The sequence below is a fragment of the Pseudomonas sp. CC6-YY-74 genome (genome assembly GCF_002025205.1).
GTDB lineage: Bacteria > Pseudomonadota > Gammaproteobacteria > Pseudomonadales > Pseudomonadaceae > Aquipseudomonas > Aquipseudomonas paeninsulae.
Genome location: NZ_CP019947.1, coordinates 1,036,396 through 1,050,980, shown reverse-complemented (window position 1 = coordinate 1,050,980; position 14,585 = coordinate 1,036,396). Strand labels below are relative to the sequence as shown.

Sequence of the window (14,585 nt, the reverse complement as noted above, 5' to 3'; positions counted from 1 at the left end):
GCCGCAAAGGCCGCGAATAACTCGGAAATAAAGCCTTAAGCCATGATGCGCAGCCGCCCCCTTTGGGCGCTTGCGGTAAATGCCAACCCGCTGCGGATGTTATGCGAGCGGCACCCGATTTTCAGTCATACGTGTAGGGTGGAGACGTACAACCGTCGGTCTGCGTAGCAATTAGCTTTATCGAAGACGCTTTATCTCGTCCGCTACCGACAGTTGATTCCTCCTCCTGACTAGTGCTTTCTGTCACAACAGCGAGCAGGAGATGTCCGTCGCGACCCAGCCCAACTGGCTGACTGTCGTTTGACAATGAAACGATTTACGACCGTTTCTGACGCGCCTGACACCGACCCTGAGAGTCGTGTGTGCCGAACGCCGCTTCCGCCAGCACCGGAAACCGACGGTACAACATGAAAAGAATGCTGATTAACGCAACTCAACCCGAAGAGTTGCGCGTTGCTCTGGTCGATGGCCAGCGCCTGTATGACCTGGACATAGAATCGGGCGCTCGCGAACAGAAGAAGGCCAACATCTATAAAGGCCGGATTACTCGCGTCGAACCCAGCCTCGAGGCCGCCTTTGTCGACTTCGGCTCGGAGCGCCATGGTTTTCTCCCCCTCAAAGAAATATCCCGCGAATACTTCAGCAAGGCTACCGAGGGTCGCGTCAACATCAAGGACGTGCTCAAGGAAGGCCAGGAAGTCATCGTTCAGGTCGAAAAAGAGGAACGTGGCAACAAGGGCGCAGCCCTTACCACCTTCATCAGCCTGGCCGGCCGATATCTGGTACTGATGCCGAACAACCCGCGTGCGGGCGGTATCTCGCGCCGCATTGAAGGCGAAGAGCGTAACGAGCTGCGCGAAGCCCTCAATGGCCTGGTTGCACCAAGCGACATGGGCCTGATCGTGCGCACTGCCGGCCTAGGCCGCAGCAGCGAAGAAATGCAGTGGGACCTCGACTACCTGCTACAACTGTGGAGCGCCATCAAGGAAGCCTCACTGGATCGCGCCGCACCCTTCCTGATCTACCAGGAAAGCAACGTAATCATCCGCGCGATCCGCGACTACCTGCGTCAGGACATCGGCGAAGTACTGGTCGACAGCGTCGAAGCGCAGCAGGAAGCACTCAGCTTCATCAACCAGGTGATGCCGCAGTACGCCAGCAAGATCAAGCTGTATGAAGACAGCGTGCCGCTGTTCAATCGCTTCCAGATCGAAAGCCAGATCGAAACCGCCTTCCAGCGCGAAGTGAAGCTACCGTCCGGCGGCGCCATCGTCATCGACCCTACCGAAGCCCTGGTGTCCATCGACATCAACTCGGCGCGTGCGACCAAAGGCAGCGACATCGAAGAAACCGCGCTGCAGACCAACCTGGAAGCGGCCGAAGAGATCGCCCGCCAGCTGCGTCTGCGTGACATCGGCGGCCTGATCGTGATCGACTTCATCGACATGACGCCGGCGAAAAACCAGCGCGCCGTGGAAGAAAAGGTTCGCGAAAGCCTGGAAGCCGACCGCGCCCGCGTACAGGTTGGGCGTATCTCGCGCTTCGGCCTGCTGGAAATGTCTCGTCAACGCCTGCGCCCGTCGCTCGGCGAAAGTAGCGGTATCGTTTGCCCGCGCTGCAACGGCCAAGGCATCATCCGCGACGTCGAGTCGCTGTCCTTGGCAATCCTGCGCCTGATCGAAGAAGAAGCACTGAAGGATCGCACCGCCGAAGTTCGCGCTCAGGTGCCGATCCCGGTTGCCGCCTTCCTGCTCAACGAGAAACGCAACTCGATCACTAAGATCGAACTGCGCAGCCGTGCGCGCATCGTCATCCTGCCTAACGATCACCTGGAAACGCCGAACTTCGAAGTGCAGCGCATCCGCGACGACAGCCCGGAAGCTCAATCCATCCAGTCCAGCTATGAAATAGCGGCTACCGAAGTGGAAGAAGTAGTTCCGGTTGCTGCCACTCGCACCCTGGTTCGCCAGGAAGCAGCGATCAAGACCGCGCCACAACGCACCGCGCCGACACCGACACCGACACCAGTGGCCGAGGTCAGCGAACCAGTAGTAGCCGCCAGCCAACCTAGCCTGTTCAAGGGCTTGGTAAAATCCCTGGTCAGCCTGTTCGCCGGCAAGGAAGAAGAAGTAAAACCTGCGGTAGTCGAAAAGAAAACCAGCGAACGCCCGCAGCGTAGCGATGAACGTCGCAACGGTCGCCAGCAGAGCCGCAGCCGCGGTGGTCGCCGCGACGAAGAGCGCAAGCCACGTGAAGAGCGCGCCCCGCGCGAAGAACGAGCGCCGCGCGAAGAGCGTCAGCCGCGTGTAGCACGCGAAGAAGCGCAACCGCGTGAAGAACGCCCAGCACGTGAAGCGGTTGAAGTTCGCGAGCCGCAGGAAGTCCGCCAGTCGCGCCCACCACGCGAAGGTCAGGACAAGCGTCGCGAACGCAAGCCACGCGAAGATCGCCCAGCACGCGAACTGCGCGAGCCGCTCGATGCAGTACAAAACGCTGACAGCAACAGCGACGATAGCAGCGTAGAAGTGCCTGCCGAGCGCCCTCAGCGCGAACCGCGTCAACCGCGCGCCCCGCGTGAAGAGCGTCAGCCGCGCCCCGAAACCGCTGCAGCCGTCGATGATGAAGTACTGAGCAACGAAGACGCGCAGCAAGACGAAGAGCCAGAAGGCGCAGAAGGCGCAGAAGGTGAGCGTCCACGCCGCCGTTCGCGTGGTCAGCGTCGTCGCAGCAATCGCCGCGAGCGTCAAAGCGATGCCAGCGGTAATGTGATCGAGGGCTCTGAAGAAAGCACTGAAGACAACGTTGAAGCCACGGCTCCACTGGCCGTTGCCGCAACCGTTGCCGCCGAACTGAGCGCAGAACTGCTCAGCCCAGAGCCTGCCGAGATCGAACAACCCGCAAAGGAAGCTCCGGCTCAACCTGCTGCAGAGCCAGAACTGCCTGCAGTCGAGCAATTGGCCGAAGCACACACCGAGACGAGTGAAGAAGCTGCTGTAGCGACTGCCGAAGTCAGTGCGCCGCAGGTCATTGAAGCAAGCCCTGAGGCGGCCGCAGAAGTAGTCACTTCCGCACCAAGCGAAGAGCAGGCCGAAGTGGTCGCTGACATTGTTGCCAGCGAGCCGGCTGAGCCAGCAATCACAGCGCCCGAAACAGTGAGCGAAGAGATCGCAGAAACCGCAAGCATTGTGCCGAGCGCCACCGGTCGCGCACCGAACGATCCGCGCGAAGTGCGTCGCCGTCAACGCGAAGCCGAACGCCTGGCTCGTGAAGCTGCCGACGCTCCGGCCCCTGCGCCACAAACCGAAGCGGTAGAAGAAGCCAGCCCAGCCGAAATCCAGGAATCGGTTGAAGCTCCAGCTAGCGAAACCACTGAAGCAACCAACGAAGCAGCAGTGGCTGAGACCCGCGAACCGGAGCTCACGCCGGCAAGTGATGCTGATGCCGAAAGCGAAACTGAAAAGAACCAGGATGAGCACGCGGACAAGCCGCACGCCTGAGACTATTCAGCGCAATAAAAAAGGGGATGCTTCGGCATCCCCTTTTTTTTGCTTCTGTTCACGCTAACGGTGCAACTCGCTTTTGTCGGTCGGGCCGGGCTCGCCCACCGCCGCTAACATAAGCAGTCTTGGTGGACTGAAGACCACCCTACTTTGACTCTACCCACGCCCTTCACCCCGTATAGCCATCTTGTCGCGCCGAACGCGGCTTACAGCACGTTAGGCTCGATCTCCAGGTCAATCGCAAAGCGCTGGAAAATATCCGCTTGAATGCGCTGCGCCAGCGCCAACAACTGCCGTCCGCTGGCCTGGCCATAATTGACCAACACCAGGGCTTGCAGCCGATGTACTCCGGCATCGCCTTCGCGAAAGCCTTTCCAGCCAGCGCGCTCGATCAACCAGCCAGCGGCCAACTTGACCCGGCCATCAGCCTGCGGGTAAGCCACCAGGCCGGCATGTTCGGCGCTTAAGCGCTGCGCCAGCTCAACCGAAACCAAAGGGTTCTTGAAAAAACTGCCGGCATTACCCAGCACCGCCGGATCCGGCAATTTTTCGCTGCGAATCGCACAGACGGCCTGGCTGACATCGACCGCCGTCGGCAACGCGATGCCCTGCTCTGCCAGACGCTGGCGCAGCGGGCCGTAGTCAAGATGCAGCGCCGCCGTACGGCGCAAGGCAAAGCGAACGCGCAGGATCACCCAGCGCCCCGCCTCACGCTTGAACAGGCTGTCGCGGTAGGCGAAAGCACAGTCGTCCAGGGAAAACTCGCGCAACTCGCCGCTGCGACGATCCAGGGCGGTCAAGCCGGCGAACTGGTCTTTCAACTCGACCCCATAAGCACCGATATTTTGCATCGGTGCGGCGCCGACTGTGCCCGGGATCAGGCTGAGATTTTCCAGACCTACCAGGCCCTGCTGCAACGTCCACTGCACAAAGGGGTGCCAAGGCTCGCCGGCCTCAGCCTCGACCAGCACACGGTCGCCATCATCCTGCAACACACGAATGCCGCGACTGGCCATACGCACGACCAACGCCTCGACATCGGCGGTCAACAACATATTGCTGCCACCACCGAGCAGCAGCACGGGCAACTGCTGCTGCTCGGCATAAACCAACGCCTCACGCACCTGATCGTCGTCATGTGCCTCGGCAAACCAGCGCGCCGCAACATCCACGGCGAAGCTGTTATAGGCCTTGAGCGAAACCTGCTGCTGCACGCAAAGACTCATAGTCGCCCCCGCAGTTCACGGAGCAAGCCATCGCAGGCCTGCTCAAGCAGATCAAGCACCTGCTCGAAACCTTGCTCGCCACCATAATAGGGGTCCGGCACCTCATCCAGCGTCAGGTCATAGCGGCGCAGAAACAGATCCAGCTCGGCCCTGGCGCCGCCTGGACGCAAGCGCCGCAGGTGCTCGAGATTGCTGTTATCCATGGCCAGAATCAGATCGAAACGACTGAAGTCACTGACGCAAACCTGACGCCCGCGTAGCTCTGAAAGATCATAACCGCGCAGCTGCGCCGCTTGCCGAGTGCGGCTGTCCGGTGGCTTACCCACATGCCAATCGCCGGTGCCAGCGGAATCGACCTCGACACCCTCCTCCAGCCCCAGCTCACGCAACTTGTAACGCAGCACCGCTTCGGCGGTTGGCGAGCGGCAGATATTGCCCAGACAGACAAACAAGACCCGCATCAAGCCCCCAGCAGTCGGCGCACGCGCTCTAGATCTTCCTGGGTATCGACCCCAGCCGGTGGAGCCTGCAGGGCATCGGCAACATGGATGCGCACGCCGTGCCAGAGTGCGCGCAGCTGCTCCAGGCACTCGGCGTCTTCCAGCCAGCAAGGGCCCCAGGCGACGAAATCGTGTAGGAACTGTGCGCGGTAGGCATAGATGCCGATATGCCGACGGTAAGGCACGCTGGCCGGCAACTGCTCGCGACTGCCGGCAAAAGCCTCACGCGCCCAAGGTAACGGTGCGCGGCTGAATGTCAGCGCCAGGCCATTGCGATCGCTCGTGACCTTGACCACATTGGGATTGAACAGCGCCGCCACCTCATCGATCGGTTCGGCCAGGGTGGCGATCGCCGCCTGCGGGTTGGCCGCAAGATTGGCCGCCACTTGATCGATAAGCGCCGGCGGAATCAGCGGCTCGTCACCCTGCACGTTGACCACGATGGCGTCAGGCGTCAGGCCCAGCGCCGCGGCCACTTCGGCCAGGCGATCGGTGCCGGAGTTATGGTCGATACGGGTCAACAGCACTTGAGCGCCGAAACCGCGGCATGCCTCAACGATGCGTGCATCGTCGGTCGCCACCACCACTTGCTGGGCACTGCTTTTACACGCCTGCTCCCAGACATGTTGGATCATCGGCTTGCCGGCAATGTCCTGCAGCGGCTTGCCGGGTAGACGGCTAGAGGCGTAACGCGCCGGGATCACAACGGTAAAAACGCGGTTCATTTACTTGTCCAGGCGCTCGTCGACGTTGAGGGTACGGGCTTCGCTTTCCAGCATCACCGGGATGCCGTCGCGCACCGGAAAGGCCAGACCATCGGCCTTGCAGATCAACTCGGACTTGTCGGCGGCAAGCTTCAGCGGGCCCTTGCACAGGGGGCAAGCCAATATATCGAGTAATTTCGGGTCCATGGGAGATCCTTGCCGTAGAGCGGCTGCAATGAATGGGACGGCGCCCGCAATAGCCAGCGGGCTTAGCGAGCGAGAGGCAACAACGCGGTCAATTGCGCATCGAACCAGGCAATGAAGGCCGCCGAGGGCTCGGCATCCACCACCAGATACCACCAGTCATCGGCGGCAAAAGCCCGGCATTTGACCGCATCCTTTTCCGTCATGACCACAGGCAACGTCGGGCTGAATTTCAGCAGCTCTGCGCTGTACTGCGCATGATCGGCAAAAGCATGCGGAATCGGCCGCCAGTGTAGCGTTTCGAGCGTATTGAAGAAACGTTGCGGGTTACCGATACCGGCGACGGCATGCAGCGGCTGTTGGGGCGGGAAATGCGTCAGCGGGTGCTGCTCGCCACTGCGCAGGTTGACCAGAGCGCGCGCGCGCAAGCCGAAGGCATAACCGCCCTGCGGATCGCTGCTGGCACCGTTGTAGAGCAGCGCATCGACGCTCAGCAGGCGCTCGACCGGCTCGCGCAACGGCCCAGCAGGCAGACAACGACCATTGCCCAGGCCGCGCGCCGCATCGATCAGCACCAGCTCCAGATCACGCGCCAGGCGGTAGTGCTGCAAACCATCATCACTGAGAATCAGATCCAGCGGCTCCGCTGCCAGCAATGCCGCAACCGCACGCCCCCGGTCGGGATCGATCATCAAGGGCACACCGCAGCGCTGAACGATCAGCAACGGCTCGTCGCCGGCAACGCTGGAGCATTGATCGGCTTGCACACGCCAGGGTAATTGCGGTGGCTTGGCGCCGTAGCCACGGCTGACCACGCCGACCTTGAGGCCACGCTGGCGGCAGTGTTCGATCAACCAGATAATCAACGGGGTCTTGCCAGTGCCGCCGACGGTGATATTGCCCACCACCACTACCGGTACAGAAGCGCGGTAGATTTCGCCCGCGCCAGCGAGAAACCGCGCCCGCTTGCGCTCCACTACAGCACGGTAGAGGCGCTCGAGTGGCCGCAGCAGGGTCAGCGCCGGATGCCCGGCGTACCAGGCAGCCAGCAGGCGCTCGGACAGACTCATTGGAGAACAGCCCTCAAGGCGCGGCCTGCACCTCGACCGTGGTAATGCGCAGATGGGCAAAGCCCAACTTGCCTGCAGCATCCATGGCCGTGATCACCGCCTGATGAGGGGTCTGGCCATCGGCACTGATAGTCAGCGGCAGGCTGTTATCGCCCTCCGATTCCTTTTGCAGGGCCGCCATCAAACCATCCAGGTTACTTTTCAGCAGTTGCTTGCCATTCAGCGAATAACTGCCATCGACTGCGATCAGCACCTCCAACTGCTTGAGTTCGGTCTGCTCCGGCGGCGTGCCACTGGCAGCCTCGGGCAGATCGACCTTGAGCTGGGTCTCACGGGTGAAGGTGGTGGTGACCACGAAAAACAGCAGCAGGATGAACACCACGTCGATCAGCGAAGCCAGGTTGATCTCGATATTCTCCCGCGGTTTGCGCCGGAATTTCACGCCCTGCCCTCAGCAAAATCGACGTCACGATCACCTTGCACTACTTCCACCAGCTTGATCGCTTCCTGCTCCATGCCGACCACCAGCTCATCGACCCGCCGTTGCAGATAGCGGTGAAAGAACAAGGCTGGAATGGCCACCATCAACCCGGCCGCAGTGGTGATCAATGCCGTGGAAATACCTGCTGCGAGCAGCGCCGCATTGGCCATGCCCGAGCCCATGAAGGAGCTGAAGATCTCGATCATACCCAACACGGTACCGAGCAAACCGAGCAGCGGCGCGATACCGGCGATGGTGCCCAGGGCATTGAGATAGCGCTCCAGATCGTGGATAACCCGCGCGGCGGCCTCTTGGATGCACTCCTTCATGATCTCGCGACCATGCTTGGAATTGGCCAGGCCGGCAGCCAGAATCTGCCCCAAGGGCGAGTTGGCACGCAGCTCCTTGAGTTTCTGGTTATTCAGCTTTTTATCCTTGATCCAGCGCCAGACCTGACCGAGCAGGTGTGGCGGGGTGATGCGGCTGGGCCGCAGCGTCCACAGACGCTCGGCAATAATGCCGGCCGCAGCAATAGAGCACAGCATTATGGGCAGCATCATCCAGCCGCCAGCTTTAACCAGTTCCCACACGGTGACATATCCCCTTTGGAAAAGTGGCGCCACTCTAGCATAGGGGCGGCATGTCGCCGACCGCAGCGGTTCTCATTTTTCTCGCCAAAATCGTGCGCGCTCGCGCAACCCTCGCCCTTGGGTAAAAGCGCCAAGACGAATCTGCACGGCCCCGTACTCAACCGTGTCATAGAGTTGCGCGGACTGCGCCTCGTAACGCGCAACCACACTGGCATGCGGATGACCGAATGCGTTGTGCCGGCCGCGGGAAATCAGTGCCGCCTGCGGCGCCACAGTCTCTAAAAAGAGCTGCGAGGATGAGCTGCGGCTGCCATGGTGTGGCGCCAACAGCCAGTCCGCGCGAACGTCAAAACCACTGTCGAGCAACGCACGCTCGGCACTACTGTCAATATCGCCGGTCAATAACAGTCGCTCGCCAGCCGCCTCGATCAGCAATACGCAGGAGGCTTGATTGCCATCCGCTGCCCCTGCCCAACGCCAGGTCGTGAAACGCACCCCATCCCACTGCCAGCTGCGCCCCGCCTCACAGGCCTCGACCTGATGCATCCCGGGCAGCGCTGCGGCCTCGCCGCTCACCACCTGCTTGACCGCCATGCCGCGCTGAATCGCCAGTGCACCGCCGGAATGATCGTTATCGGCATGGCTGATCAGCAACATATCCAGTTGGGCCACCCCCAGGCCGCGCAGTGACGGCAGCACCACGCGCTCGCCCATATCGAAGTCGCCGAAACGCGGACCGGCGTCATACAGCAGCGCATGCTCGCGGGTACGCAGCAAGACCGCCAAGCCTTGACCAACGTCCAGCATCCACACCTCGGCCTGACCGTGGACCGGTCGCTCAGTCTCGGTGTAGAACAGTGGCAACAGCAAAACCCAGCCCAGGCTGCGCAATGGCACACCGGCCGGCAGGAGCAACAGCAAAGCGCCCAGCGCCACCAGCAGCCAGGCCCAGAGCGGTAATGTCTCGGGCAACCAGGCCGGTAACCAGGCGGCCATCTGCGCCAACACCATGAACAGCAGCTTGAGCAAACCACCCGCGAGCCATAGCAGCGCCTCGCCCAGCCAGGGCAGCGGCAACAGCAAGGTGCCCAACAATGCCAACGGCACCACAGCCAGGCCGACCCAGGGCACGGCAAGCAGATTGGCCAGCGGACCACTGGCACTGACCGGCAACCCCAACGCCAGCAACAGCGGCAGCAGACCTATGGCCATCGCCCACTGCGCCCGCCCCAGCGTCTGCCACCACGGCCATGCGCCCAGCCGGCCGCTGAAAAGCAGGACTAGCAACAGCACCGCGCCGAATGACAGCCAGAAGCCCGGTTGCAGGCTAGCCAGGGGCTCCAGCAGCAAGACCACGACCAACGCCAGCAACAACGGCAAGAAAACCCCAAGATGACGAAAGCGCCAACGCCACAGCAGCACCAGGCCGACCATCACGCAGGCACGCCGCACCGGCACCTCGAAGCCGGCCAGCATGCCGTAGCCGAGCGCACCGGCGAAGGCCAGGACACAGGCACAGGGCAACCACGGCCATTGGCGTGGCCACCAGCCCAAACGCGCCAACCCTGCAATCAAGCCATACAACAGCCCGGCCAGCAGCCCGACATGCTGACCGGAAATCACCAGCAAATGCACCGTGCCGGTGTCTTGCAGCACGCGCCAATCGGCCACCGACAAGCCAGAGCCATCACCCAGCACCAGGGCCGCCAGCGCCCCTCGCGACCATGGGCATCGACTGCGAGCAAGCGCTGGCGCAACCCATCGCGCCAGCTGCCAAGCCCGCTAGCGGCGCTCACCAGCTGGCCACTCTTGACCGTGCCGGTCGCGCCAATGCGTTGCGCCAGCAGCCAGGCCTCGTAATCGAAAGACTGCGGGTTGACCAGGCCATGTGGCCGCTTGAGGCGCACAGCCAGACGCCAGGTCTCGCCGCCTCGCAGCTCTGGGCCGCCATGCCAGGCCAAGCGCAGTCGCTGCGGAAACTCGGCACGCCGCGACTTGGCTTGTTGCAATTGAAACCTGACGACGCCATCGCGCACATCGGGCAGGCCGACCACCCTTCCCTGCAGCCACAGGGTACGGCCATCGAGCTCCGGCGCCAGCCTGTCGTCCAAGGCCGACTGCGCCGAGATGCCGGCCCAACTGAGGCCAAACAGGAAAAACGCCAGCGGATAGCTGCGAAAGGGCAGCAACATCAGCCCCAGGATCGGCAGCAGCCATAACAACCAGACCGGTGGCAAAATCGGCAATAATCGTAGCAGCAGCAACCCGGCCACCAGCGCAGTCATCCCTGTACGCATAATCACTCACTCCTTGTGATCCGATTCCGTGGATCTACCCCAACAAGCGGCCTTCAATTATTTGCTGTGACAAAGTGTGAAAGCGGGGCACTGCGAATCTGTGCATAATATTGGCGCTGTTAGACTGCCAGAGAGCCACGATGCCGCGTCGTTTATTCAAGCGCTACATGCCTCATCCAGACCGCATCAAGGCCAACAAATCTCTGCGCTTTCTCGGCGCCCTGATTCACGACCCCAACCTCTGGCACCTCAACCGCCACTCGGTGGCGCGCGCCGTGGCCGTCGGCCTGTTCTGGGCAATGATCCCCATGCCGTTGCAAATGGCCGCCGCCGCACTGGTCGCCATCCCCGCACGCGCCAATCTGCCCATCTCCGTTGGACTGGTCTGGCTGACCAACCCGATCACCATGCCTCCGGTGTTCTATTGCAGCTACAAATTCGGCGCATGGATGACCAACACCCCGACCCTGCGCATGCCCGACGAGATCACCTTGAGCTGGGTCGGCCATATGCTGCAGACCCACTGGCAGCCTCTGCTCCTCGGCTCTTTCGTGCTCGGCTTGCTCTTTGCTGCGCTGGGCTACCTGGCCACCAACACCTACTGGCACTGGTGGGTACGGCGCAGCTGGCGCCGGCGCCAGGAAAAACGCCGCGACAACAAGCCGGATAACTGAGAGTCCGTGAAAACACTCGCCTACTGCGACGGCCTCGCGCTGGCGTTCGTTATTTTCAAATCTCTGAAACTAAAAAGCCGTTACTTGAGTAACGGCTTTTTGCATTCACACAGACTAGTTCATTCGTAGCGCAAGGCGTCAGCCGGCTGGATAGCTGCCGCACGCCAGGACGGGTAGAGAGTGGCGAGAAAGCTCAAGGCAAAGGCCGCGCCGCAAATCAGCAACACATCGGATAGCAACAATTCAGACGGCAGGTTACTGATGAAGTAGACATCCGAGCTGAGTATCTGCTGACCGCTGAGACGCTCGACCCAACCGACCAACTGGCTGACATTCAGCGCCGCCACTATGCCCAGTACGGCCCCAATCAGCGTACCAACCACTCCAATCACCGTGCCCTGCACCATGAAGATGCCCATGATCTGTCCCGGGGTCGCGCCCAGGGTGCGCAGGATGGCAATATCCGCACCTTTATCGGCGACCACCATGATCAAGGTGGCAATGATATTGAACGCAGCCACCGCGACGATAAGCAGCAACAGCAAGCCGATCATGGTCTTTTCCATCTTCATTGCACTGAACAGACTGCCCTGGGTCAACGTCCAGTCACTGGCCCGATAGCCCTCGCCCAACTCGCTGACGATGGCGGCCGACACCTGCGGAGCCTGATACAAGTCTTGCAACTTTAAACGCACGCTGGGTACCTGACCCGGCTGCAAGCGTTGAATCTGCGCCGCATCGGCGACATGCAGCAAGGCCAGTGAGCCATCCAGCTCGGCACCGACCTTGAACACCCCAACCACATTGACCGCCTGCATACGCGGCGTGATACCACCAGGCACCGAACTGGCCTCGGGCACGATCAGCGCCAACCGGTCGCCGATCTTCAGTTGAAAGCGCCGGGCGGTAATTTCGCCGATCACCACCCCGAACTCACCGGCCTGCAGATCGCTCAGACGACCCTGGGTCATGTGCTCGGCAATGATCGACACCTGCGGTTCCAACGCGGGATCGACGCCCTGCAACTGAATCGGCTGCATCGCCCCGCGGTAGGACAACATGCCCTCCAACTCGGCAAAGGGCACGGCGGCCAACACTTGTGGACTGCGCTTGGCAGCCGCGGCCACCGCCTGCCAATCATCCAACGGCTCGAGCCCGGAAATTACCGCGTGGGGCACCATGCCGAGGATGCGCGAGCTCATTTCCTTCTGAAAGCCGTTCATCACCGACAGCACCACGATCATCGCCAGCACACCCAGGGCGAGGCCAATCATCGAGGTCAGCGAAATAAAGGAAATGAAATGGTTGCGTCGTTTGGCCCGGGTGTAGCGGGTACCGATGTAAATACTCAGGGGGCGAAACATCAGGCGGCCACCAACTTGCCGTCTTCCAGGCGCAGGATACGATCCATCTGCTGAGCCAGTTCCAGGTCGTGGGTCACCACTAGGAAAGCGGTGCGCGACGCGCTGCTCAACTCCTTCATCAGATCCTGAATACCCTGGGCGGTGTGATGATCGAGGTTGCCGGTCGGCTCATCGAGCAGCACCAGTCCCGGTCGATTGACCAAGGCACGGGCAATGGCCACGCGCTGGCGCTCGCCGCCGGACAGCTCCGCCGGTTTGTGCGCCAGGCGATGGCCAAGCCCGACTCGTTCGAGTAGCCCAGTTGCCCGCTGACGCGCCTCGGCAATCGGCGTGCGCCCGATCAGCAGTGGCATGCAGACATTCTCCAGCGCCGTGAACTCCGGCAACAGGTGATGGAATTGATAGACGAAACCCAGCGAGCGGTTGCGCAGCAGCCCACGCTCCTTTTCACTCAGCGCCGACAGCTCCTCGCCCGCCAGCCAGACGCTGCCGGTACTGGGCGTATCCAGGCCGCCGAGCATATTCAGCAAAGTGCTCTTACCCGATCCCGAACTGCCGACGATGGCCACCCGCTCGCCGGGGTGCAGCTCCAGCTGCAAGCCTTCCAGCACCACCACCGACTGGGGGCCTTCCTCATAGCTTTTGCCAAGGTTGCGACAACTCAACACCGCACGATCCTGCATAACCTGATCACTCATAACGCAAAGCCTCCGCTGGCTGGGTGCGCGCCGCGCGCCAGGCCGGATAAAGGGTGGCGAGAAAACTTAGAACCAGCGCAGCGGCGCAGACCAGCAGTACATCTGCAAGCATCAGCTGCGACGGCAGGTAGTCGATGAAATAGACGTCTGCGCTGAGAAAGCGCATGCCCAGTGCACGCTCCAGTGCGGCGATGGCGGCGCTGATATTGAGTGCGGCGAAGATCCCCAGCAGCGCGCCAATAAGGGTGCCGACCACGCCGATCACCGTGCCCTGGACCATGAAGATGGCCATAATTTGCCCAGGCGTAGCACCGAGGGTGCGCAGGATGGCGATGTCGCCCTTCTTGTCCGTCACCACCATGACCAGCGTCGAGATGATGTTGAACGCGGCAACTGCCACGATCAGCAGCAACAGCAGACCGATCATGGCCTTTTCCATGCGGATCGCCTGATACAGGTTGCCGTGGGTGCGGGTCCAGTCGCGGGCGTAATATTCACGTTCGCCCAGGGTTTGCGCCAACTCCCAGGCCGTGCGCGGCGCCTGAAACAGATCGGCGACCTTCAGGCGGATGCCCTGCACCTGATCCGCTTGGCGGCGCTGCAAGCGCGCCAGATCCTGCACGTGGGTCATCGCCACGTAACCATCGATCTCCCCGGCACCCACATGGAAGATGCCAACCACGGTAAAGCGCTTGAGCCGCGGAAACATGCCCGCTGGCGTTACCGTGACTTCAGGCGCGACAAACGTGATCTTGTCGCCCAGAGCGACGCCCAGCTTGGCTGCAGCCTTGTCACCGATGACGATGCCAAAGGCGCCGGGTTCGAGGTCTTGCAAGCGGCCCTGCTGAAAAAAATCGTCGATGATCGAAACCTTCACTTCCTCGACTGGATCGACGGCGTTGATCAACACCTTCTGCACCTTGCCCTCATGCGTGAGCAAGCCTTGCATCTGGCTGAATGGCGCGACGGCCAACACCTGCGGGTTTTCCATAGCCTTGTCGGCAAGGCTGCGCCAATCATCGATGGGCGTAGCCGACTCGATAGTGGCATGCGGCACCATACCGAGCACCCGCGTGCGCATCTCATGATCGAAGCCATTCATCACCGACAGCACCACGATCATCACCAGCACACCGAGTGCCAGCCCGATCATTGAAGTCAGGGAAATAAAGGACACAAAGTGATTACGACGCTTGGCGCGCGTATAACGCGTACCTATATATACGAACAGAGGTCTGAACATGGTGGGGGCTGATTCGAGGGAAAGAGGAACGTCC

General features: G+C 61.5%; 12 protein-coding genes and 1 pseudogene. 2 read left to right on the top strand and 11 right to left on the bottom strand.

The annotated features are described in order from the left end of the window. Positions 1-407: 407 nt before the first annotated feature. Positions 408-3,497, top strand: a complete 3,090-nt coding sequence (rne, locus tag B2D37_RS04900; protein ID WP_079201664.1) for a ribonuclease E — start codon at positions 408-410, stop codon at positions 3,495-3,497. Between the two features lie 209 nt (positions 3,498-3,706). On the opposite strand, the gene murB is transcribed toward rne, so the two are convergent. The 8 genes and pseudogenes from murB to B2D37_RS04860 all read right to left on the bottom strand — a co-directional run bounded on the left by murB (position 3,707) and on the right by B2D37_RS04860 (position 10,572). After that, a complete protein-coding gene (gene murB / locus B2D37_RS04895) occupies positions 3,707-4,726 on the bottom strand; it encodes a UDP-N-acetylmuramate dehydrogenase (RefSeq protein ID WP_079201663.1) in 1,020 nt (339 codons plus the stop codon). Continuing rightward, positions 4,723-5,187, bottom strand: coding sequence for a low molecular weight protein-tyrosine-phosphatase (locus tag B2D37_RS04890; RefSeq protein WP_079201662.1), 465 nt, complete (start codon positions 5,185-5,187; stop codon positions 4,723-4,725). The genes murB and B2D37_RS04890 overlap by 4 nt, the downstream gene beginning before the upstream one ends. After that, positions 5,187-5,951, bottom strand: a complete 765-nt coding sequence (gene kdsB / locus B2D37_RS04885; RefSeq protein WP_079201661.1) for a 3-deoxy-manno-octulosonate cytidylyltransferase — start codon at positions 5,949-5,951, stop codon at positions 5,187-5,189. The genes B2D37_RS04890 and kdsB overlap by 1 nt, the downstream gene beginning before the upstream one ends. Next, on the bottom strand, positions 5,952-6,137 hold the full coding sequence (locus B2D37_RS04880) for a Trm112 family protein (RefSeq protein WP_079201660.1): 186 nt from the start codon (positions 6,135-6,137) through the stop codon (positions 5,952-5,954). Between the two features lie 62 nt (positions 6,138-6,199). Continuing rightward, positions 6,200-7,204, bottom strand: coding sequence for a tetraacyldisaccharide 4'-kinase (gene lpxK, locus B2D37_RS04875; protein ID WP_079201659.1), 1,005 nt, complete (start codon positions 7,202-7,204; stop codon positions 6,200-6,202). A gap of 13 nt (positions 7,205-7,217) precedes the next feature. Next, positions 7,218-7,646 (bottom strand): biopolymer transporter ExbD, encoded by a 429-nt coding sequence (locus B2D37_RS04870; protein ID WP_079201658.1) that lies wholly within the window; start codon positions 7,644-7,646, stop codon positions 7,218-7,220. Next, entirely contained in the window at positions 7,643-8,275 is a 633-nt protein-coding gene (locus tag B2D37_RS04865; protein ID WP_079201657.1) for a MotA/TolQ/ExbB proton channel family protein, read from the bottom strand. Before B2D37_RS04865 ends, B2D37_RS04870 begins: the two co-directional genes overlap by 4 nt. Before the next feature lie 72 nt (positions 8,276-8,347). Then, a pseudogene (locus tag B2D37_RS04860) lies at positions 8,348-10,572 on the bottom strand (DNA internalization-related competence protein ComEC/Rec2). Between the two features lie 140 nt (positions 10,573-10,712). Between B2D37_RS04860 and B2D37_RS04855 the strand changes: the two are divergent. Then, positions 10,713-11,246 (top strand): DUF2062 domain-containing protein, encoded by a 534-nt coding sequence (locus tag B2D37_RS04855; protein WP_079201656.1) that lies wholly within the window; start codon positions 10,713-10,715, stop codon positions 11,244-11,246. Positions 11,247-11,365: 119 nt separating this feature from the next. Here the strand turns inward: B2D37_RS04855 and B2D37_RS04850 are convergent, their stop codons facing one another. The 3 genes from B2D37_RS04850 to B2D37_RS04840 are packed head-to-tail and all read right to left on the bottom strand — an operon-like array spanning position 11,366 to position 14,551. Further along, positions 11,366-12,610 (bottom strand): lipoprotein-releasing ABC transporter permease subunit, encoded by a 1,245-nt coding sequence (locus B2D37_RS04850; protein WP_079201655.1) that lies wholly within the window; start codon positions 12,608-12,610, stop codon positions 11,366-11,368. After that, entirely contained in the window at positions 12,610-13,293 is a 684-nt protein-coding gene (lolD, locus tag B2D37_RS04845; protein ID WP_177345265.1) for a lipoprotein-releasing ABC transporter ATP-binding protein LolD, read from the bottom strand. Before lolD ends, B2D37_RS04850 begins: the two co-directional genes overlap by 1 nt. A gap of 7 nt (positions 13,294-13,300) precedes the next feature. Beyond that, entirely contained in the window at positions 13,301-14,551 is a 1,251-nt protein-coding gene (locus B2D37_RS04840; protein WP_079201653.1) for a lipoprotein-releasing ABC transporter permease subunit, read from the bottom strand. Positions 14,552-14,585 lie beyond the last annotated feature (34 nt).

Bases quoted from the DNA above. Each gene is read 5' to 3' on its own strand.
- lolD (WP_177345265.1), bottom strand. From the start codon at position 13,293: ATGCAGGATCGTGCGGTGTTGAGTTGTCGCAACCTTGGCAAAAGCTAT.
- murB (WP_079201663.1), bottom strand. From the start codon at position 4,726: ATGAGTCTTTGCGTGCAGCAGCAGGTTTCGCTCAAGGCCTATAACAGC.
- lpxK (WP_079201659.1), bottom strand. From the start codon at position 7,204: ATGAGTCTGTCCGAGCGCCTGCTGGCTGCCTGGTACGCCGGGCATCCG.
- B2D37_RS04850 (WP_079201655.1), bottom strand. From the start codon at position 12,610: ATGTTTCGCCCCCTGAGTATTTACATCGGTACCCGCTACACCCGGGCC.
- B2D37_RS04880 (WP_079201660.1), bottom strand. From the start codon at position 6,137: ATGGACCCGAAATTACTCGATATATTGGCTTGCCCCCTGTGCAAGGGC.
- rne (WP_079201664.1), top strand. From the start codon at position 408: ATGAAAAGAATGCTGATTAACGCAACTCAACCCGAAGAGTTGCGCGTT.
- B2D37_RS04890 (WP_079201662.1), bottom strand. From the start codon at position 5,187: ATGCGGGTCTTGTTTGTCTGTCTGGGCAATATCTGCCGCTCGCCAACC.
- B2D37_RS04840 (WP_079201653.1), bottom strand. From the start codon at position 14,551: ATGTTCAGACCTCTGTTCGTATATATAGGTACGCGTTATACGCGCGCC.
- B2D37_RS04855 (WP_079201656.1), top strand. From the start codon at position 10,713: ATGCCGCGTCGTTTATTCAAGCGCTACATGCCTCATCCAGACCGCATC.
- kdsB (WP_079201661.1), bottom strand. From the start codon at position 5,951: ATGAACCGCGTTTTTACCGTTGTGATCCCGGCGCGTTACGCCTCTAGC.